We start from the raw sequence: 20888 nt of genomic DNA, 5'->3' as shown, positions 1-20888 counted from the left end.
TAACGCTAGCGCAGGCGTTAGGGCTTTTCACTTTAGGGCACTCAGCACACTTCAGAGGACGGATGGCTTTGCGTGGTTCGCCATGACAGGGAACAAGGAGCCACCAGGTAAGGCCAGAACGACAACTTACCATCTCACCACTACCCTAGGGCCGGCGGCTGTTCACGTCCAGCATCTGGTAGCCGATGAGCAGGTCGGCGCGGGTGCCGGGCGGGCGGTAGTACACCAGCAGGTCGTACTGGTTTTCGGTTTCCTGGTGGCTGCCTTCGAAGTAGACATCATCCGGCGCCCCGGCCGTTTTGCCTACGACGTAGTAATAATTGTAGTAGCCTTGCTTGAGCAGGGCCGTGCCGGTGTACTGCTGCTGCTCGGCGTTGTAGGTGAGCTTAAACTCGTCTTTGAGCTGCCAGTCGGTGAGGGCCCCGAACACGTAGACCGGGCCCGGGGCCGGCTGGGCGGCCCGCAGCTGAAAGGTGACGTTGGCGTAGTCGCCGTTGGTGGCGCCGTTGCCGTACTCCCGGCTTTCAAAGACCCGCTGCCCGTTGATATCGTCGAACTGGGAATAGGCCTGCCCGTTGCGGGTTGCTTCGGGGCTCAGCCGCACGGCCCGGGGTGCGGCGGTGGGGTCTAGCTCGGCAATACCGGCCCCGGCCACGCGCAAGGAGCGCATGTCGAAGTAGCGAAACTCGCTGCTGGCCGGAAAGGCATTTTCAAAGTTGAAGTACTGGTAGTCGAGCCGGCGCTCGGCATCGCGCACAAAGGTGGGGCGCAGGTTCGTTTTGGCATTGTCCCAGCGAAAGTTCTGGCGTAGCATCACCTTCACCTCCTGGCTGGGATTCACCAGGTTGGTGCCCCCGTAGCCAATGGAAAAGTCGACCTGCTGCATTGTGTAGCGCTCTTGCCCGGCCACCGGAATTCCCTGCCGAATAGCTATTTCCACCCCACTCTGGTACACGAGCAGGCGGCGCGTCAGCACGGGGGTGTTGCCCGCCCCCTGCACCACCAACAGGTAGTTGCCGCTGATTTTGACCCGCGGCACCTGCATCCGGTAGTGGTAGTAGGGCACTTTCACGTTGACGCCGGTGCGGTAGTCGGTAATCAGAAACTCGTTTATCTCGTTGAGAAACTGCATGTCGGTCAGCACCGAAGGCTTCCAGTCGGCGTCGCAGTGCACGAGCTTGGCCGTGAGCCGCTCCGAGCCACTGCCCAGCAGGTCGAACTCCAGCACAATGGGCTGCTGCTGGCTAAGAGGCACTACGGGGGGCTGAAATATTTCCGTATTTTGACCGGTAGCCACGTAGCACTGCACCGAGCGCACGTCGGGGCTGTAGGTATAGTCTTCGTAGCGCAGGGTTTTGTCGGCGTAGTACTCAGGGGGGCGCTGCTGGCCGCCGCGGGCGGCATTGGGGTCGGTAATGGGCGTACCCAGGGGCACACAGGCCGTGGCCAGCAGCAGCACAGAAGCTAAAAAAGAGGAATGGGGCATACAAGCGAAGATAGCGCGAACTTTCAGTGTACGATGGTACGGCCCCAACGCATCAAGGGCGGCAATATTTCCCGGCGCGGCCGGGTAACATTTTCATCATCGGCGGGTGATTTACTCTTAACGCAGTGGTAAACCAGACGAAATAATGCATGGCGTACTTGCGGCGCAATTCAACCACCACGCAAGCTCCTATGAAATACACTCCTACTCTCCTGGCAGCCGCGCTGCTCAGCGGTGGAAACGCCCTAGCGCAAAGCTCCTGCCCTACCCTGCCGGCCGACCACATCAGCCGTTTCACCTCGGTGCAGCCCTCTACCCAGCCCCAGGATTTGCGCCTGCCTTCCACCCACACCTTTCAGATGTTGGTGCAGGGTGGGGCGGCCTACTCCACCCCGGCCGAGGGCAACGTGAAAGAGTCTTTCGACTTTACGGGCTACGTGCCCGCGGGCACCAACACCGGCTACCTGTCCATCAACCACGAGGGCTCTTCGGCCGCTACCTCGGGGGTGAGCATGCTGGATCTGACTTTTAATCCTACTACCAAGCTGTGGCAGGTGACGGCCAAGAACCCGGTCAACTTTGGGCCGGTAGTGGGCACGTTCAACAACTGCTCGGGGGGTACCACGCCCTGGAACACGGTGATTACCTGCGAGGAAAACACACCCACGGCCCCGACCGACAGCAACGGCGACGTGTACCTGGACTTTGGCTGGAACGTGGAAATGGACCCGGCTACCCGTACCGTGAAAGACCAGAACGGCGACGGCAAGCCCGACAAGCTCTGGAAAATGGGCCGCTTCAAGCACGAAAATATCGTAGTGGCGCCCGACCGCAAAACGGTATACGAAGGAGCCGACGAAGGCTCGACGCTGAGCTTTGTGTACAAGTACGTCGCCAACACGGCCGATAAGCTGGCCGAGGGTACGCTGTATGCCCTAAAATTGGACGGCGCTATCGGCACGGCCACCACCGGCACCTGGATTCAGGTTCCCAACGGCACGCCGGCCGACTGCAACAACACTTCCAACCTGGCCCTGGCCCTGGGCGCTACCAGCTTCAACGGGGTGGAAGACATTGAAATCAGCCCGGTAACCGGCCAGGTGTACTTCACGGCCAAAGGCCCCGGCACCACCTACCGCTTCACTGACGGGGCTACGGTCAGCAGCTTCGAAGTCTTCGTGGGCAACTCGCCCGGCGTTACCAACCGCACCTACCCTATCAACTACGGCACGGCTACCGTGAACGAAGCCTGGGGCACCGGCAACGACAACCTGACCTTCGACTCGCAGGGCAACCTCTACGTGCTGCAGGACGGTGGCCGCAACCACGTGTGGGTGGTTAAGCCCTGCCATACCCAAGCCAACCCGGCCGTGGAACTGTTTGCCGTGACGCCCGCCGGCTGCGAACCTACGGGCATGACCTTCTCGCCCGACGAGAAATTCATGTTCATTTCCATGCAGAACCCCGACGCCGCCAACACGCTGGCAACTACCGACGCAGCCGGTCAATCGGTCGTGTTCAATAAGTCGACGGCGCTGGTTATCAGCCGCAAAGGTGTACTGGGCACCACGCTGGGCACCACCAAAAGCCAGCCCGAGCTAGCCCAGGCCGACGTATTCCCGAACCCCACCGCCGGCACCGAGCTGACCGTGGAGCTGAGCAGCAGCCGCAAGGAAGCCGCCACGCTACAGGTATTCAACAGCCTGGGGGCCCGCGTACTGGAGCAAAGCACCGTGCTGAACCAGGGCCTGAACCGCCTGAAGGTGCCGGTAGCCAAGCTGCACGGCGGCCACTACACCCTGGTCGTGACCACGCCTACCACTTCCACGACCCGTACTTTCATTAAGCAGTAGTGAGGCAACTCCCCGCTCTTTTTCTTCTACTCGTTGTTGCCCTGCAGAGTCTGCAGGGCAACACTTGTTTGGCTCAGTGCGCTACGCCGGCGGCTTTCACGCTTACCGATGCCCTGAGCCGCCCGGGCTGCATCCGGGAGCTGAACCTGCGGGGCCAGGGCCTGGAGCAGCTGCCCGCCAGCCTGGCGCAGCTACCGGGCCTGCGCCGCCTGTACGCCCACGAAAACCACCTGCGCCACCTCCCCGAATCGGTAACCCGGCTCGACAGCCTGCGGGTGCTGTTTGTGAACAAGAACGGCCTGCTGGATTTGCCGCCCACGCTGGGCAACCTGCACCGCTTGCAGCAGCTGCAAATTGACCAGAACGCCCTGACCGAGCTGCCGCCCAGCATCGGAGGCCTCGACAGCCTGCGGTTTTTGCTCTCGGCCTGGAACAACTTCACCTCCTTGCCCGAGCAGCTGGGGCAACTGGCCCAGCTCGAGTACTTCGACAGCTCCCACAACCAGCTGCTGTTCTTGCCCGCTACCTTGGGCCGCCTGCACCGCCTGCGCTACGCCTACCTCAACGACAACAAGCTCCAGCACCTGCCCGAGCAGCTCGGCACCCTGACCCGGCTGGAGGAGCTGAACCTGGCCAACAACCAGCTCGAAGAGCTGCCCGCCAGCCTCGGGAGCTGCCGGGAGCTGAAGGTGCTCATTGTGTCGGGCAACCAGCTCAAGACCCTGCCCAAGACGATGGGCCAACTGCACAATCTGGAAACCCTGATTGCCAACGACAACCAGCTGACGGCCCTGCCCCGCTCCTTGGGCAAGCTCAAAAAGCTGAAAACTATCATTGTCAAGGGCAATGCCTTTACTCCCCAGGCCTGCCGGGAGGCTGAAGCCCGGCTGCCGGGTGCTAAAATTTACTTTCAATGACCCGCCGCCCTTTGCCCTACCAATCCCTGATCCGGCCCCTGCTGCTGGGGTTGGCAGGCGTGCTGTTCTCGTTTGCAGTGCTGCACAAAACGCCTGCCGACCAGGTAAAAGACCACTACACCCACCACCTGCGCCGCCTGCACGCGGCCCTGACCCACTTCCAGCAGCTGGCTTACCAGGCCGATACGACTGCCTTGCGCCGGCAGTTTGCGGCTTGCCGCACCGAGTATAAGCACTTGGAGTTTGCGGTGGAATACTATTTCCCGCACGTGGCCCAGCGCCTTAACGGGGCCAACCTGCCCGAGACTGAGCCCGGTGAGCCTGGTCAGGTAATTCCGGCCACGGGCTTTCAGGTGCTGGAGGAATACGTGTACGCTGCGCCGGCCCTTGACCGCGCTACCCAGGACCTGATTCACCAGGAAATTGACAACCTGCTCTTCGAGGTGCGCCACCTAGAACAGCAGGTGCCCCTGCTCAGCTTTTCCGACGCGGAAGTATTCGATGCCCTGCGCCTGAACCTCTACCGCCTGGCCGCCAAGGGCCTCTCCGGCTTCGATTCGCCCGCCGCCCACGCCTCCCTGCCCGAAGCAGCCGTGACGCTGCAGGCCACCCGCGAAGTACTCGCGCTGTTTGCCGTGCCCGAAAAGCTACTCGGCCAGCTGCGCCGGAGTGAGGCCGCCGTAGCAGCGCCCGGCACCGATTTCGACAATTTCAACCGGGCCGGCTTTTTTGTCCGCCACTTCACCCCTATGCTGACGACGCTACGCCAGGCCCAGCAGCAGCTGCAGATTCCGGTGGTAGCGGCCCGGCGCGCGGTGCGGCCGGCGGCCGGCAGCTTTTTCGAAGCCGACGCTTTTGAAGCCTCCTTTTTTGCCCCGGCCGATGCCGCCCCGCCCACCCCGGCAGTGCTGGCCCTGGGGGCTGCCTTATTTCAGGAACCCCTGCTGTCGGGCCGCGGGGGCCGCTCCTGCGCCAGCTGCCACGTGCCCGGCCGCGCCTACACCGACGGACTGCGGGTGAACAAGTCCTTGCTGGCGGCCTCGGAGCTGGAGCGCAACACGCCCACCCTGCTCAACGCCGCCCTGCAGCCCGACCAGTTTGCCGACAGCCGGGTGCACTTCCTGGAAGACCAGGTGCACGCCGTTGTTTCGAACAAAGCGGAAATGGGCGGGCAGCTCAGTCAGGCCCCCGCCCTGCTGCGCAAGAAAGGCGGATACGGCAAGCTGTTTACCCAGGCTTTTGCCACCGAGCAGCAGCCCCTTACCGAGCGAAATATCCGCCGGGCCGTAGCGGCGTACGTGCGCAGCCTGGTACGCCTCAACAGCCGTTTCGACCAGTACATGCGCGGCGACACGACCGTACTGACCCGGCAGGAAGTGCTGGGGTTCAACTTGTTTATGGGCAAAGCCCAGTGCGGCACCTGCCACTACATGCCCTTGTTCAACGGCTCGGTGCCCCCACTCTACGACAAGGCCGAAAGCGAAGTGCTGGGCGTACCGGCTACCGCGGATACGCTGCACCCGGTTTTAGATGCCGACGCGGGTAAATTCGGCCTCTACGGCATTGCCCACCAGCGGCACGCTTTCAAAACGCCCACGGTACGCAATGCGGCCCTTACGCCTCCCTACATGCACAACGGCGTGTACCAGACGCTGGAGCAAGTGCTGGACTTCTACAACAAAGGCGGTGGGGCGGGCCTGGGCCTAGCCGTGCCCAACCAAACGCTGGGCGAGGACAAGCTGAACCTGAGTGCCGCCGAGCAACAGGCCGTTGTTGCCTTCATCAAGGCCCTCAACGACGCGCGGGAAGTAGCCTATTAGCGGCTAGCGGTGTAAGCAGGTCGGGGTAGGTAACGGAAAGACATTCCCACTCAACACCCGGTATGCCGCGGCGCTATGGCATCGCACGGCTACGACGGTGGTCTTGGGCATGAGGGGGCACCGAGCTTCAGGATTTTGCGTAAATTCCGAGTAGCAACGGTGCTGAAATTCCCGTCTCCGTCGGTACAACCCACGCAGTGAGCTGTGCTGAGCCAACCCGTAGAGAATGAAAAGCTACCTGGTTACGTTGTATTGGCTGACAATCTGTTGTGCCGCCTACGGCCAGGAAAGTCGGAAGCTTTATAGCCTGACTACCACCGCCGGTCTGACGGCGGTGCACGTGCAGGTGAAGCCAGCAACGTACCAGGGCAAAAAATCAGTAAGGGTCGCGGATACGGCGCGGGTAATTACTCCGGAGCTGAAATATGCCAAGCTGCCAGAGGTTACTTTTCACAACGGCACCATCGAGGTCGAAGTAGCGGGCCGGCCTTTGGACACTGCTGCCGAAACTGCGCGGGGCTTTGTTGGCATTGCCTTTAGAATCAACGAAGACGATACAAAATTCGAATGCCTCTACCTGCGCCCGACCAACGGACGAGCCGAAGACCAGGTACGCAGAAACCATTCGGTGCAATACATTTCCTACCCTGACTTTCCGTGGCAAAAGCTACGCCAGGACTCTCCCGAGAAGTATGAGTCCTACGTTGACTTGGAGGTAGGCAAATGGACGAAAGTAAAAATCGTGGTAAAAAACGGTACCGCCAGATTGTATGTCAACGAGGCTTCGCAGCCCTGCTTACTTGTCTCCGACTTAAAGCACGGCGCAACTTCCAGGGGAGCCGTCGGCCTTTGGGTGGGCTCGGGCACAGAAGCGTATTTTAGAAGGTTGCTGATTACACCGGCCGATTGAATACTTGATTAGGCGGAAGCTCATTTTATAATTCCTCTGAACCTCACCTTTACACAAGTGCTTATCCGCAACAACTCGTGAATCTGAATAACCCCGAAGAACCGCTGCAATTTGCGCTGCGGCGGTTCTTCGGGGCCGGTTAGAAACTTACTTTTTCAATACCTCACCCCCCTTTTTTCCTTGGTCATCAGGACAATTGAGGTAGGTGGTGCCTGCTCAAACAGCACCGCAGCACTTTTCAGCTAGCGTACCGAACAGCTATATTTTTTAATTATTTGTATATTTATTTGTAAAATTATTATTTACTTAGGGATATACATTCACTCCTACCCTTATCCTATGAGAAGTCTTACCCCTTCCCTACTGGGGGTGTGCGCGCTATTGCTGGGAGCCAGCAGTGCCCACGCCCAAAACAACACCAGCGCACTGCAGCAAAGCGGCGGCGACAACCGGGCCCAGGTGATGCAGGTGGGCAGTACCAGTAGCTCGACCGGCTTGCAGCTCGGCGACCGAAACCGACTGGACGTAACCCAAAGCGGCAGTCAGAACACGGCTGCGGCTGCTCAATCGGGCAACCGTAATACAGTGACCCAGGACCAGGGAGGCGCATCCAGCCAGATGAATGCCATTCAGCTCGGCGACCGAAACACCATTAGTCAAAAGCAAGCCATTGGTCCCTTTAATCGGGCCGTAGCAACGCAGGTCGGCAACAATAACGATATCGTGCAGGACCAGACCGGCGGCGGTAATTTGGCCCTGGCTACCCAAGTTGGGAACCGCAACACCGGCAGCCAGCTGCAGCAGGGCCGGGTAAACCAAGGCACTATCACGCAGCTGGGCAACGACAACGACGCGGTCCAGACCCAGGCGGGCCTGGGCAGCATTGCCAGCATTTCCTCGACGGGCAACAATAATAAGTCGACCCAGCGGCAGGGCGGCTCCAACACGGCCACCGGCCTGCAGCTCGGCAACCAGAACGTGCTGCTCCAGCAGCAGGGCGGCATGAACAACCGGGCCGAAGCGACGCAGATCGGGAACCGCAACCAGGCGGAGCAGCAGCAAGCCGACGGGTCGACCAGTTTCAATATGGCTACCATCGAACAAGAAGGCAACAACAATGCGGCCTACCAAGGCCAGGGCACCAGCGGCGCCTTTAGTGCCCAGAACAACGCCTACATCGACCAGGACGGCAACAGCCACCTGGCCCGGCAAGAGCAGAACGGCCTCCGCAACGGCGCCCAAACGTTCCAGGGAGCCAGTGGCCAATCCAGCAATACCATTCAAAATGGCTTGGACAACACCGTGCTGGTAAAGCAGAACCACCCGTAGCCGCCCTTTCTGAGCTTGAAATTGAAAATCCCCGCAGCCGCCCGTTTGGGTAGCTACGGGGATTTCCGGTTCGGTGTGGCCCTGCGCACACTGCATTCCCAGCATGGTAGCTTGGCCTAAAAACCACGCCCGGCTCTGCTACGACGCAAGCAGGACCGGGCGTGGCTTCTGGGACTCGGGCGGTTGCTTACACCAATTCCTCCCACCGCTTGTTTTGGGCGGTCAACTCCTTTTTCACCTGCTCAAATTTCAGCGTAGCATCCTTGAGTTGGGCGGTATTGTTGTAGATAGCCGGGTCGGCCAACTGGGATTCGTACTGGGCCAGCTCTTTTTCCAGCTGCTCAATGCGGGTTTCTACTTCGGCTAACTCCCGCTTCTGCTTGGAGTTGCTGGTGGAGGTGGCCTCTTTTACCGGCTCGGTCTTGGGCAGCGGCTTGGGCGCCGACGGCGAGGGCAGCCCCGCCTTCTTGGCCGCCTTTTCCCGGTCTTCCTGCCACTGCTCGTACTCGGCGTAGGTGCCGGGGTACTCCTTGAGCTGGTAGTCTTCGATGTACCAGATCTTATTGGCCACATTCTCCACAAAGAACCGGTCGTGGCTAATCACGATGTAGGTGCCTTCGTACTGGTCCAGGGCCTGAATCAGGATGTTCACCGACTGCATGTCCAGGTGGTTGGTCGGTTCGTCGAGCAGCAGGAAGTTGGCCTCCGAAATCAGGGTTTTGGCCAGGGCCACCCGGCTTTTCTCACCCCCGCTGAGCACTTTGATTTTCTTGTAGACCTCGTCGCCGGTGAAGAGGAAGGAACCCAGCACCGAGCGCAGTTCCATTTCGGTGCGCTTGGAGCCGGCCTCCACCATTTCCTGCAGAATCTCGTTGTCGATGCGCAGGCTCTCGAGCTGGTGCTGGGCGTAGAACGACATGATGACGTTGTGGCCCAGCTGGTGGGTGCCGCTGGTAGGTGCCTCCTGCCCCGCCACCAGGCGCATCAGCGTGGATTTACCCTTACCGTTGGCCCCGATCAGCGCAATTTTGTCGCCCCGCTCGATGTGTACGTGGGTGTCGCGGAAGATGAGCTTCTCGCCGTACTTCTTGCCCACGTGCTCCATGCGCAGGATGTGGCGGCCGGGCGTGACGGTGAAGTTGAACTTGATGTTCACTTTGGCGTCGTCGGCGGCCACGTCCTCGATGCGCTCCAGCTTGTCGAGGGCTTTTACCCGGCTCTGGGCCTGCTTGGCCTTGGAGGCTTTGGCCTTAAACCGCTCGATAAACCGCTCGGCCTGGCGAATCTGGGCCTGCTGGTTTTCGAAAGCACCCTTCTGAATGGCGTTGCGCTCCTCTTTTTCTTCGAGGTAGAATGAGTAGTTGCCGGCGTAGGGCACCAGCTTGCCGCCGGTTACTTCCACGGTCGTGTTGGTGGTGCGGTCCAGGAATTCCCGGTCGTGCGACACGATAATCACGGCGCCTTCGTAGCCGGCCAGGTAGTTTTCAATCCACTTGATGGAGGGCAGATCCAGGTGGTTGGTCGGTTCGTCGAGCAACAGCAGGGAGGGTTGCTGCAAGAGGATTTTGGCCAGCATCACGCGCATGCGCCAGCCGCCCGAAAACTGCTTCAGCGGTTTCTGCAGCTCCTCGGTCGTGAAGCCCAGACCTTCCAGGATTTCCTCGGTGCGGGCCTGCATGGTATAGCCGCCCAGGGCCTCGAAGCGCTCCTGCAAGTCGGCTAGCTTCTCGACCAGGTCGTCGGTGTAGTTATTCTCGAACTCCACGAGCACCTCGTCGATTTTCTTCTGCACTTCCAGGGCCTCGCCGAAGGCCTGCATGGCCACAATCAGGATGGGCTCGTGGGAGTCGTAGCTGAGCAAGTCCTGGTTCAGAAAGCCCAGGCTCACGTCCTTGCTCATGGAGATGCTGCCGCCGTCGGGCTTGTACTCGCCCACCAGAATGCGCAGCAGCGTGGATTTGCCCCGACCGTTGAGCCCGATCAGGCCAATCTTATCCTTGGGCTTAATATGGAGGCTGGCCTTGTCGTAGAGGGTACGGGAGCCGAAGTGAAAATCGAGGTCAGTAATGGAAATCATCCTACTTTGCGGGGCTTTGAAGCCGCAAAGGTACGGGTTTCTGAGCGCTACTATAGCGTATGGGTTTACAATCAGTTACAATAAAGCATCAAGTCGATTGGCTATCCGCTTCAACGCTTCGTCATGAGTCGCCCTTGAAGGAAGCTTTACCGCCAGGTTTCGCCGTTTATCTTAAAATTCTGACGCCACTGGGCATCGACCGGCGCATTCCATTGGCCGATTATTCCTTTTCCACCCGGTCTATTGAGGCCTTGAATAATAGAGTAAACTTCTGGAATACCTATCAGATTGTGGGTGGTTTCCCAGCGCCTGAAAATCTGGAGCCAATTACCTATCATGAAATTGCTACCAGTCTGGGCGTACCCTACAACGCATCTTTTGACACTGCTGCCATTCGACAGCAGTACAACGGACACTGGCCGCCAAACCTGGGCTCCAGTAATGCTTTGGAAGCTGCTTTTGTTCAGGAATTGGTTGCCGTTCAGGGTGCTACCACGCCAACATATTTTTACGGCACCATAGATGACGGCAACTACCGTTTTACTGATGATAACGATGTAGTAGACTGGCTCGAACTCGGAATAGCAGCCGATTTAAGCCCTATCATGCAGCGCGACCCAGACTATCCTAGCTATGTCTTTGCCGCCGACCATTCGTGGTGCCTGCGGCATCCGGAAGATGCCGGTTGGCTGCTACTCGTCTGTTCAAAGCAATTGTATAATGCCATTTATACCCACTCTACTCTTGAGTACTTCAACCTTACATGAATTATTAATAATGAATATTCTAGACCTCTTCACCATTCTGTTTGATGCAGCCACAATCGGCACAAAGCCTGATAAGCCGAAAAGCTTCTGGAAAATTACTCTGCCAGTATTTATGCTTTGCTGCGAGCTACCGCTCACCATTGGCTATTTAAGTACCAGTGGCAGTTCACTCTCTAATTTGTTGCTTTATTGGCTAGCAGCCTTAGCATTGACACTTCTTATTGCTTATTGCCTGTTCCTGGCACAAGTTTTCAGCAGCGTCAAACCTTCGACATTCGCGTTGTGGATCATTGCTCTAGCCGTTTTTCTAGGGCTGTCAACCGCATATTGTCTCGGCTAATCTTCTAAGCCTTTACACTACCTCAAATCCTCCACCTATTCCAGCCGCAGCTCCGGCAGCGGAACCACCACAAGAGCGCCGGGCAGGTAGAACCCGCAGTAAAGCCGGTCATCAGCGTATTCTACCCGGGCATAATCATCCAGTATCCGTGGACGCCGTTTTTCTAGGAAAGGTCAAACTTATCCGTGGTGCCTTGGGCCACAGTGTCGAAGCCAGGGCATCTGGATAGTTGCGCGAAGTATATCTATTCCTGGATTTACTGTCCTGCGCGGTTTTCGAGCACTATGATATTTCAAAGAAACATATTTTACTATATCATCAACAAAAGTATTGTGTTACTGCTAATTCCTCATATAATACAGAGTTTTAATATTGAATCCTTAAAAATATTCTAAAAAAACGGAATCCATTAGGGGAGATGTGCCGTAGCTCTTCATGAAATCTTCATAAAGCCCACCGCCTCTCCATTTATGAAAAAAACTTTACTAGGCATGCTGCTCTGGATGGGCAGCTCCGCCGTTGCTTTTTCTCAGGCCTTCATCGACTCTCACCTGCAGTCGGCGCTGGCTAATGCCACGACCCTGCACCAGGTGGTAGTCACTTTCCGGGGAGAAGGCGCTCCATCCGCCTCCGACCTGCAGCTGCTCAAAACGCTGGGCATCACCCACGGCCGCACCATGCACGCCCTGCCCGTGGCCGGCGTGCTGGCTACTACGGTCCAAATCAATCAGCTAGCCGCCAACCCCAACGTGGTGTCGGTCTATCTGAACCGCTCCCTGCAGCGGGATAATGACGGGGCCACCGCCCTGACCGGGGCCCAGAAGGTGCGTCTGGAGCCCAGCTTCACCCAACGCAACGGGGGGCTGCCGGTATCGGGCAAGGGCATCGGCGTGCTGGTCAACGACAGCGGCATCGACGGCACCCACCCCGACCTGAAGCTGGGGCAGAACCTGAAGCAGAACGTGCTGGGCACGACCAACCTGAACGCCCAGGACCCGATGCTGCCCATTACCTACCTTGAAGACGTGCCGAACACCGACCAGACCGGCGGGCACGGCACCCACGTAGCGGGCATCGTCGGCGCTACGGGCGCCGCTTCCAACGGCAAGTATGCCGGCGTGGCCCCCGGGGCCGACCTGATTGGCTACGGCACGGGAGCTGGCCTGTTTATACTAGACGTCGTGGGCGCTTTCGACTACGCCCTGGTGCACCAGTTTCAGTACAACATCCGCGTTATCACCAACTCCTTCGGCACCACCAGCGACATTGCCACCAGCGTCAACCCGGCCGACCCGATTACAATAGCCACCAAGCGCTGCGTGGACCGCAACATGGTGGTGGTATTCTCGGCTGGTAACTCGGGCTCAGGCTCGGGCACGATTACCGGCAACTACAAAAAAGCGCCCTGGGTTATTTGCGTGGCCAACTCCGACAAAGCCGGCGTGCTGGCGCCATCCTCGTCCCGGGGCCGCAAGGGCGTGGGCGGTTCCTTCACCCAGGACGGCCAGTCGTTTACCTGGCGCGATGAGCCGACCGTAACGGCCCCCGGCACCGACATTGTCTCGACGCGCACGGTTTCGCCAGTGGGTGTGCTCAGCACCCAGCAGGACATCGAAACCATTGCCCCGGCGCACCTGCCCTACTACACCACCCTCACGGGCACCTCGATGGCAGCCCCGCACGTGGCCGGCATTGTGGCCCTGATGCTGGACGCCAACCCCAGCCTGACGCCCCTGCAGGTAAAGGAAATTCTGGAACAAACCGCTACCAACCTGCCCAACCGCGAGTCGTGGGAAACGGGCCACGGCATGGCTAATGCCTACGCCGCCGTCGACCGGGCTTTCCGCCTGGCCGGCTACGGCCCCACCGTCAATGCCGACCGCACCTTCTTCAGCAGCGTGAATACGGCCGTGGCCAACTCGACTTTCTCCATCAACTACAGCCCCGCCACGGCCGCTACCAACAGCCGCACCTTTAGCGTGCCGGCCGGCACGACGTCCCTGGAAGTGAGCTGCAAAGTCAGTGGCCTGCTGGGCGAAACCGGCAACCCCATCAACTTGGTGCTGCTCTCGCCCAGCGGGCAGCGCTATGCCTCGGGCATTTCCGTGCTCTTCGCCACCAGCCCCGGCCGGGCCGTAGCGGTGGCTAGCCCCGAAGCCGGCACCTGGACCGTGCGCCTGGACGGCTTGCAGGGCGTGGCCCTGCCCGAGACGGTAAACGGCACCATCTCGCTCAACCAGGCCCAGGGCTCTACCGGCCTTACCGACGTAGCCACACACCCGGCCAAGGCTTCCATTGAAATGGCCATCAGCAAGCGGTTGATGGACGGTCTGTCCAACGGCTTTAAGCCCGACCAAAACCTGACCCGCATTCAGCTGGCCGACTACCTGCTCATGGGGCAGGCTATCCGGCAGTTTCTGCCCCTGAACGGTGCCGCTCCCTTCGGCGACGTCAGCGCGGCCCAGCAGCTGCTGGCTACCTCGGTAACCACCCCGGGCGCGGCCCTGCGCGACCGGAACTATGCCCAGAACGGGGTGATGAAGGAAGTGGCTCCCGGCTCTTTTGGCCCCGAGCAGGCCGTAACACGGGCCAGCCTGACGTATTCGCTGGTGCAAAGCCTGGGCCTGCAGAACAAGGCCCAGCAAGCTACTGGCGCCCTGACGGTAGAGGTAAACGGCAAGCGCATTCCGATTGAAGACGCCGCCCAGATTCCGGCCGGGCTGGCGGGCTACGTGCAGGTAGCCCTGGACATGAACATCATCAATGCCTACTACAGCGTAACCCAGGGCCCCTACGACCTGCAGCCCACCGTGCACGCCACCTTCAAGCCCAGCCAGCCGGTAAAGCGCGCCGACTTCGCCGTAATTGTGACCCGCACCCACGACCAGTGGACGTCGGCCCCGGTGGATGCAGCCACTACTGCCCCGGCTTCGCAGTCATCTGGCACTACGGCAACGGCCGTGGCCATGGAGGCCGTCGTAGCCCCGAACCCCTTTGCCACCCAGGCCGTGCTTGGCTACAGCCTCGCCCAGGAAGGCCCCGTGCAGCTGGAGCTGTTCGACATGATGGGCCGCAAAGTGCAAACCGTGCTACAAGCCCAGCAAACGGCTGGCTACCACGAGCAGACTCTGGACGCGGCTAAGCTGCCCGCTGGCACCTACCTCTTTAAGCTGCAGGCTAACCAGAAAACGCAAACCGGCCGCGTAGTCGTAACCCACTAAGCGCACCAACATTCTCCGGACCCGAAAAGGCCCGACTCAATGAGTCGGGCCTTTTCGGGTTAAAGCCTCGAAGTGCTGGCTGCCTACCCGACAAACGGCGCCCGAAACTCGGGGGCCACGCGCTTCTTACTGGCTTGCTCGTAGGCATAAGCCAACGTCAGCAGGGGGCCTTCCTGGTAAGCTCCGCCCACAAACGACAGCCCGACGGGCAACCCGTGGGCCTGGCCCATGGGCACGGTGATGTGGGGGTAGCCGGCCATGGCCGCGGGCGAGGAAAAGCCTGGCCCTTTCCAGGAGTCCCCGTTGATCAGGTCGAGGCAGGGCGCGGGGCCGTTGGTGACGGCCACGATGGCGTCGAGGCGGTTGTCGCGCAGGGCCGCGTCGAGGGCCTGCCGGGCGCCTTGGTGCGACTTCTTCCGGGCCGCCTGGTACTTGGCGCTGCCCAGCCCGTCGGTTTTGTTGGAGGCTTCCAGGATTTCCTGTTGGAAGAAAGGCATGGCTTTAGCCTTGTTCTGGGTGTTGAAGGCCATGACCTCTTCAATGGTTTTGACCTGGGCGCCGGCCGTGCTCAGGTACTTATTCACCCCGTCCTTGAATTCGTAGAGCAGCACGTCGTACTCGGCCTCGCCCAGCGGGTCGATTTGCTTTTCCAGCTCGACTTCCACAATGGTAGCTCCCTGCGCTTTAAGTTGCTCCAGGGCCGCGTGTAGCAGCGCAATAGCGTCGGAGCTGCCTTTCAGGTGGTTTTTCTCCACGCCCAGGCGCTTGCCCTGCAAGCCGTCGGTCTTCAGAAAAGTGCTGTAGTCGGCCGGGGCCTTACCGGTGCTTTCCTGGGTTACGGCATCGGCCGCGTCTGCGCCCGTGAGGGCGCCGAGCAGCAGGGCTGCGTCGCGCACGGTGCGGGCCATGGGGCCAGCCGTATCCTGGGTAGCCGAAATCGGAATAATACCCGACCGGCTGAGCAGGCCCACCGTGGGCTTGATGCCGACAATGCCCGAGCACGAAGCCGGCGACACGACCGAGCCGTCGGTTTCGGTGCCGATGGCCACGGCGCAGAGGTTGGCCGCCACGGCCACGCCCGAGCCCGAGCTGGAGCCGCTAGGGGTGCGGTCCAGGATGTAGGCATTCTTGGTTTGGCCGCCCCGGCTGCTCCAGCCGCTGGTCGAGCGCGTCGAGCGGAAATTAGCCCACTCGCTCAGGTTGGTTTTGCCCAGCAGCACGGCTCCGGCGGCCCGCAGCTTCTGCACGATAAAGGCATCCCGCTGGGCCTTGTGCCCGGCCAGCACCAGGGCCCCGGCCGTGGTCTGCATCTGGTCGGCCGTGTCGATGTTGTCTTTAATCAGCACCGGAATGCCGTGCAGGGGGCCGCGCAGCTTGCCGGCTTTGCGCTCCTTGTCCAGGGCGTCGGCCATGGCCAGCGCGTCGGGGTTTACTTCAATCACCGAGTTGAGCCGGGGGCCGTTTTTGTCGATGGCCTCGATGCGCTTTAAGTACAGCTCGGTGAGGCTGCGGGCCGTGCGCTGCCCGCTGCTCATTTGCTGCTGCAGCTCGGCAATGGTAGCTTCCTGCAGCTCGAAGCTGTCGGAGGCCGGGCCGGCGCCGTCCGCGGCCTGCTGCGGGTCTTTGGATTCAGAGGCGCAGGCACCAAAGGTCAGGGTAGAAAGGGCCACGCCCGCCAGGCTGCCGTTACGGAGAAACAGTCGTCGATTCATTCGTCAGAGTTTGGGCTTCAAGTTACAGCTCCCATCCCGACTTCAGCAAGGCCCTTACTACAGGACCTAGTCATCTCATGAACTTGCGGGGCGGGTCGGCTTGTTGCGTTGGCACCGCTCCCCGCAGTACTTTACCTCCTCCCAGCAGTTGCGCCATTTCTTGCGGTATTCAAAAGGCCGGCCGCAGGTGAGGCATACTTTGGTAGGGAGGTTACCTTTGACCAATTTTGCGGGGCGGGAAGCAGTTGACCGGGGCATATGCGAAAAGACGGGCGTCTTCGTTAACTCCCCTGCCCCGGGATTGTTGCAGTAGCATCCTTTCCAGATTTCCGCTGTTGCCTTATTTGGCCTTACCCTATCTCATTAACTCCTTTTTGCTGATGTCCTTCTTGCGTACTTCCTTGTTTACGTGGTCTTCTCTGCCCAAAGCCTCGGCCCTGCTGCTGGGTTCCGTGGGTCTTTCGGCTTGTCTGAACTCGAGCGAGCCGGCTATTATTCCCGTGCCCGACGGCCCCGATGTCGTCACCTTTACCCAAGCCAACCTGTATCCGGAAGGCCTGGAGCTGGACACCAACAACGGCCGTTTCCTGGTCAGCTCCCTGACCACTGGCACCATCGGGCAGGTCCTCGGCGACGGGAGCTACTTCCCCTTCGCCACCGATACCAGCCTGGTGTCGTCGGTGGGCCTGCAGATTGATGGCCTGCGCAACCGGCTGCTGGTCGCCGTATCCGACCCGGGCTACAACAAAACCAGAACCAAGGCCGCTACCCAGGGCAAGCTGGCCGCGCTGGTCAGTTTTGGGAGCACGGGCCAGCGCCTGAGCTACACCAACCTGGGTAGTCTGCGCCCCAACCTGAGTCATTTTGCCAACGACCTGGCGGTAGATATCGACGGCAACACCTATGTTACCGACAGCTTTGCCCCCATCATCTATAAAGTAAACGCTAGCGGGGTCGCCAGCGTGTTTTTGGAGGATCAGCGCCTGGCCGCTCCCGCTGGCCAGTTTGGGCTCAACGGTATCGAAATTCACCCCGATGGCTACCTGCTGGTGGCTAAAACCGATGATGGCAGCCTATTCAAAGTACCCCTGGCCAGTCCCAAGGATTTTGTCAAAGTCGGCATCAGCGAAAACCTGATTGGTATCGACGGAATCCAGCTGCAGGACGTGAATACGCTGTACGTGGCCGTGAATGCCCAATCCAAGGTGTACCGGCTGGCTACGACCAAAAACTGGACGGACGCCTCGGTGAGCGGCACGTTTACGACTCCGCCCCAGTACCCGACCACCATGGCCCGGCGCACGGCCAACGAAACCTACGTGCTCTACTCTAACATCAACGCGCTGCAGGCCGGCCAGACGCCGCCGGTGTCTTCCTATAGCACCGCAAAACTGAAGTTCTAAGTAGGCCCACTACCGCGCGCAAGAAAGTAGCCCAGTGCAATAGCCAGGCTTCCTTAAGGAGCTTCGCTGATGCGCTGGGCTACTTTTTTGGGGGCGCCAATGCTGTTGAGCAGCCCGCTAACCAGCCCTTGTCGCCACAAAGAGAACACCGACACGCGCAAGTCGCGCCGGCTTTGCATCGAGCCGGTCTTGAGCTTGTTGCCCCCCAGGCCCCGCGGGTTGTCATCCCGGATGACGACGCCATTAAGAAGCTTGGAGCCAAGCTTGGTGAAAAGGGTTTTCTGATCGGGGCCGCCCTGCTGGCTAAGCAGGGTCATTTTCAGGTCGGAATACTCGGCCCGCATGGTACCGGAAATTTGCTGGCGGTTGCCCCGAAACTGCACCGTGGCCCGCTCCACATTGCCGCTTTCAAACCGCACCAGGCGGCTAGGCTCGGTTACGGAGTTGAGCAGGGTAATGGAGCCCCGCCCAAAGGAACCCTGCCCGCTGTGGCTCCCGCGGGGGTCGAGCAGCGGAATGCGGAACGAGGCCTGGGCATACCAGCTGTTCTGCATCCAGCCGCTGGCCTGGGCCACGAGTGGGGTGGCGGCCGTCATCAGCCGCGGGTCGTTGGTAACGTTGCGCAGACTCACCCGCAGCCGGTTGAAGGTGATGTTGCCGCTTTTCCCGGTTTTGGGCCCTACGTAGGAAGTGGCTACGTAGCCCTTGGTGAGCGTAACCCGCCGCACATTGAGCCGGACCGGCAGCTTGGCCAACGACTCCTGGGTGACCAGAGAAGGATTAGGATTCAGGGGAAAGCGCCCGTCCCCGGCAATGAGCACACGCAGGCCCGACAGCTCCAGACTGTTGGCCAGCAGTGCGTTGTGCTGGCTGAAGGCGGCAAAGTCGAACCCGGCAACCTGCACCCTGGGCGCCCGCACGGTAATGTGGGGCGTCTGATGGCCTTTGAGGCGGGCCAGGGCAGCGGGCGTCATCGTGGGGCGCAGGGTAATATCGTTGGCTCGAATCAGCCCCGTGCGGGTCAGCAGCTCGGTGCTCCGAATACCCAGCCAGTACACCGGCGCCGACACGTTGTTTTGAATCCGGCCCGTGCGCAGCGCCCAGGCACGGGCATACCAGATTCGGGCCGGGGCCCGGGCGCCGGCGGCGGTGAGCAGCACGTTGTCGGCCCGCAGATGAATATCCTGAATGCGCGGCCGGGGTGGAATACCCGTCAGGTGCAGCGTGCCACCGCTGACCGCCACGTGCGCCAGGGCCAGATACGGCACATAGGGCGCCAGCGCCTCGTGGATGGGTGGCGGGGGCTGGGTAGGCAGGGCGGCGGCCACCCACGGCCGGCGTAGCACCACCGAATCGAGGCGGAGCTGCCTGCGCCGCAGCTCGGCACTGCTGATACCGGTGAGGCGCAGCCGGGGCAGCAGCATCTCTACCCGAATGGTTTTGCCCCGCTCCTGCACGCCGAGCAAGGAGCGAATCCGCACCGAATCGAGGGTAAGACGCTGGCTTTGGGAAGAAAACTGCGCGTTGCCTATCCTGAAGCGGTGCTGCGCTACGGTTCCGATGACCCCGGCCACTCGGCCGCCAAATGCGGCGGTGTAGGCAAGCCGTTGGGTATCGGCAGCCCCGGCCCGGCTCAGCAGGATATCCTGGGCGGTAAAGTTAACCTGACGTACGCTGGCCGTGGGCCGGGCTAGGGCTCCGTAGGCCAGCTGCACCCCCTGCAAGGCCACGTAACCAATGCGCAGGCCGTTAATACGCCGGGGCAGCTGCTCGTGTAAGGGGCGAGCATCGGGGCGGGGCCTGGGCCAGTGCAGCACCCGTACCCGCCCACCGCTGACTACCACGGAGCCCACCGGCACCTCGGCGCCGCGCAGCAAAGCCCATAACCCGACGCCAGCAATGCGAATTTGCTGCACGTCCGCCAGCAGGCGGGGCAAGGGGGTTGCCTGCCACAGGGCAGCCGCTTTGGCGGGCCGTAGCCGGACGTCGCCCAGCGTTATAGTCCCACTACCCAAGCTGGTATGCAACCGGCCGATGCGCAGCTGGTAGCGACCCTGGCTTTTCTGGGCCACCTGCTTTTCCAGGGTCCGGCGCAGCCAGGGGTCGAGCAGCTGACTGGCTGTTGCCAGGGCCACGAGCAGCAGGAGCACGATGCCTGCCATCCAGTAGGGCCAACGGCGCTTTTTTCGGCCGGCTGAAGCCAACAACTCGCTTTTAGCGGGGGCAGATGAGGTTGGATTCACGGAGAAGAAAAGACAACGGAAAATGACCTTAACGCAGAACGGGCCGGCCACGGTTGTATCCGGCTCCGGTCGGCCTGCAAGCGAAACTCAACTATATGCCCCTACTGGGCGCACTGGCACAAACGGCGCGGTAGCAACTCCAAACTCTCCTGTCCGGGCTAGCGCATTCTTATTCGTTAGGCCGCGGGCGGCTCCAGTCAGCAACCAAGCGGGCAATAAAAAAAGCCCTGCCAGCTGGCAAGGGCTTTCAAAGGGAAGGGGCGCGCGGAGTTACTCGCCCAGGCGCTGGCGCAACTCCTGCATCTGGCGCTCGAGCTCCAGGTTGCGGAAAGTCACTTTCACTTCCAGGTCGGCGTAGGCGCGCTCCAGCTCCTGCTCACGACGGCGCAAGGTCAGCTCGGTCAGCTTTTGGTCGTGAATATCAGTGCAGGTACCAAACCACTGACGGATGGCGCCCGCTTCATCGTACTGAGGCTGGGCCTGGCCCAGAAACCAGCGGTAGTCACCGTTTTTGCTTTTGAAGCGGTACTCGATTTCGTAGAACTCGCCGGTAGCCAACGAATGCCCCCAGATGTCGCGGGCCCGCTGCCGGTCGTCGGGATGCAGCAGGTTGTTCCACATATCGGGCCCTACGCTATCCTCGAGCGAGTAACCGGTAAAGTCGACCCAGCGCTGGTTGAAGTAAGTGTGGTAGCCCTGCGGATCCGTAAACCACACCAGCTGCGGGATAAAATCGGCGAACAATCGAAACTGCGCTTCCGCCTGCCGGCGAATCTGCTCTTCGTTGGATAATAATTCAGCGTTTGCCAT

The 20888-nt window shown here is 60.5% G+C and carries 15 protein-coding genes; 9 read left to right on the top strand and 6 right to left on the bottom strand.

The annotated features are described in order from the left end of the window. Window positions 1-145: 145 nt before the first annotated feature. Window positions 146-1486, bottom strand: a complete 1341-nt coding sequence (locus E5K02_RS00625; protein WP_135391375.1) for a type IX secretion system plug protein — start codon at window positions 1484-1486, stop codon at window positions 146-148. A gap of 191 nt (window positions 1487-1677) precedes the next feature. Here E5K02_RS00625 and E5K02_RS00620 point away from each other — a divergent pair, with 191 nt between their 5' ends. From E5K02_RS00620 to E5K02_RS00600, 5 genes are all read left to right on the top strand, one after another. Continuing rightward, on the top strand, window positions 1678-3339 hold the full coding sequence (locus E5K02_RS00620; RefSeq protein ID WP_167856225.1) for an alkaline phosphatase PhoX: 1662 nt from the start codon (window positions 1678-1680) through the stop codon (window positions 3337-3339). Beyond that, window positions 3339-4256 carry a leucine-rich repeat domain-containing protein gene (locus tag E5K02_RS00615; RefSeq protein ID WP_135391373.1) on the top strand — a complete coding sequence of 306 codons (918 nt, stop codon included), beginning with the start codon at window positions 3339-3341 and terminating at the stop codon, window positions 4254-4256. Before E5K02_RS00620 ends, E5K02_RS00615 begins: the two co-directional genes overlap by 1 nt. After that, window positions 4253-6076 carry a cytochrome c peroxidase gene (locus E5K02_RS00610; RefSeq protein WP_135391372.1) on the top strand — a complete coding sequence of 608 codons (1824 nt, stop codon included), beginning with the start codon at window positions 4253-4255 and terminating at the stop codon, window positions 6074-6076. The genes E5K02_RS00615 and E5K02_RS00610 overlap by 4 nt, the downstream gene beginning before the upstream one ends. 226 nt (window positions 6077-6302) lie before the next feature. Beyond that, a complete protein-coding gene (locus E5K02_RS00605) occupies window positions 6303-6986 on the top strand; it encodes a hypothetical protein (RefSeq protein WP_135391371.1) in 684 nt (227 codons plus the stop codon). Window positions 6987-7325: 339 nt separating this feature from the next. Continuing rightward, the gene (locus tag E5K02_RS00600) at window positions 7326-8315 is read left to right on the top strand and encodes a hypothetical protein (RefSeq protein WP_135391370.1); all 990 of its coding nucleotides are present in this window, start codon (window positions 7326-7328) and stop codon (window positions 8313-8315) included. Window positions 8316-8502: 187 nt separating this feature from the next. On the opposite strand, the gene abc-f is transcribed toward E5K02_RS00600, so the two are convergent. Then, on the bottom strand, window positions 8503-10392 hold the full coding sequence (gene abc-f / locus E5K02_RS00595) for a ribosomal protection-like ABC-F family protein (protein ID WP_135391369.1): 1890 nt from the start codon (window positions 10390-10392) through the stop codon (window positions 8503-8505). 59 nt (window positions 10393-10451) lie between these two features. Here abc-f and E5K02_RS00590 point away from each other — a divergent pair, with 59 nt between their 5' ends. The 3 genes from E5K02_RS00590 to E5K02_RS00580 all read left to right on the top strand — a co-directional run bounded on the left by E5K02_RS00590 (window position 10452) and on the right by E5K02_RS00580 (window position 14720). Next, window positions 10452-11159, top strand: coding sequence for a hypothetical protein (locus tag E5K02_RS00590; RefSeq protein WP_135391368.1), 708 nt, complete (start codon window positions 10452-10454; stop codon window positions 11157-11159). Window positions 11160-11169: 10 nt separating this feature from the next. Next, entirely contained in the window at window positions 11170-11499 is a 330-nt protein-coding gene (locus E5K02_RS00585) for a hypothetical protein (protein ID WP_135391367.1), read from the top strand. Between the two features lie 470 nt (window positions 11500-11969). Beyond that, window positions 11970-14720 (top strand): S8 family serine peptidase, encoded by a 2751-nt coding sequence (locus E5K02_RS00580; RefSeq protein ID WP_135391366.1) that lies wholly within the window; start codon window positions 11970-11972, stop codon window positions 14718-14720. A gap of 83 nt (window positions 14721-14803) precedes the next feature. On the opposite strand, the gene E5K02_RS00575 is transcribed toward E5K02_RS00580, so the two are convergent. Further along, window positions 14804-16432, bottom strand: a complete 1629-nt coding sequence (locus E5K02_RS00575) for an amidase (RefSeq protein ID WP_135391365.1) — start codon at window positions 16430-16432, stop codon at window positions 14804-14806. A gap of 75 nt (window positions 16433-16507) precedes the next feature. Continuing rightward, window positions 16508-16690: a DUF2256 domain-containing protein gene (locus tag E5K02_RS00570; RefSeq protein ID WP_135391364.1), complete on the bottom strand. Its 183-nt coding sequence runs from the start codon at window positions 16688-16690 to the stop codon at window positions 16508-16510. Window positions 16691-16812: 122 nt separating this feature from the next. On the opposite strand from E5K02_RS00570, the gene E5K02_RS00565 reads away from it, so the two are divergent. Further along, a complete protein-coding gene (locus E5K02_RS00565) occupies window positions 16813-17835 on the top strand; it encodes a hypothetical protein (protein ID WP_135391363.1) in 1023 nt (340 codons plus the stop codon). A 53-nt stretch (window positions 17836-17888) separates the two neighbouring features. On the opposite strand, the gene E5K02_RS00560 is transcribed toward E5K02_RS00565, so the two are convergent. Both E5K02_RS00560 and E5K02_RS00555 read right to left on the bottom strand, forming a co-directional pair. Then, complete coding sequence (locus tag E5K02_RS00560; RefSeq protein ID WP_167856224.1) at window positions 17889-19997, bottom strand: hypothetical protein; 2109 nt, start codon at window positions 19995-19997, stop codon at window positions 17889-17891. Between the two features lie 351 nt (window positions 19998-20348). Beyond that, window positions 20349-20888 carry a PAS domain-containing protein gene (locus E5K02_RS00555; RefSeq protein ID WP_135391361.1) on the bottom strand — a complete coding sequence of 180 codons (540 nt, stop codon included), beginning with the start codon at window positions 20886-20888 and terminating at the stop codon, window positions 20349-20351.

This window comes from Hymenobacter metallicola (genome assembly GCF_004745645.1).
GTDB lineage: Bacteria > Bacteroidota > Bacteroidia > Cytophagales > Hymenobacteraceae > Hymenobacter > Hymenobacter metallicola.
Note: the sequence above shows the minus strand (reverse complement) of the source record. Positions and strands in the feature narration are given on the sequence as shown.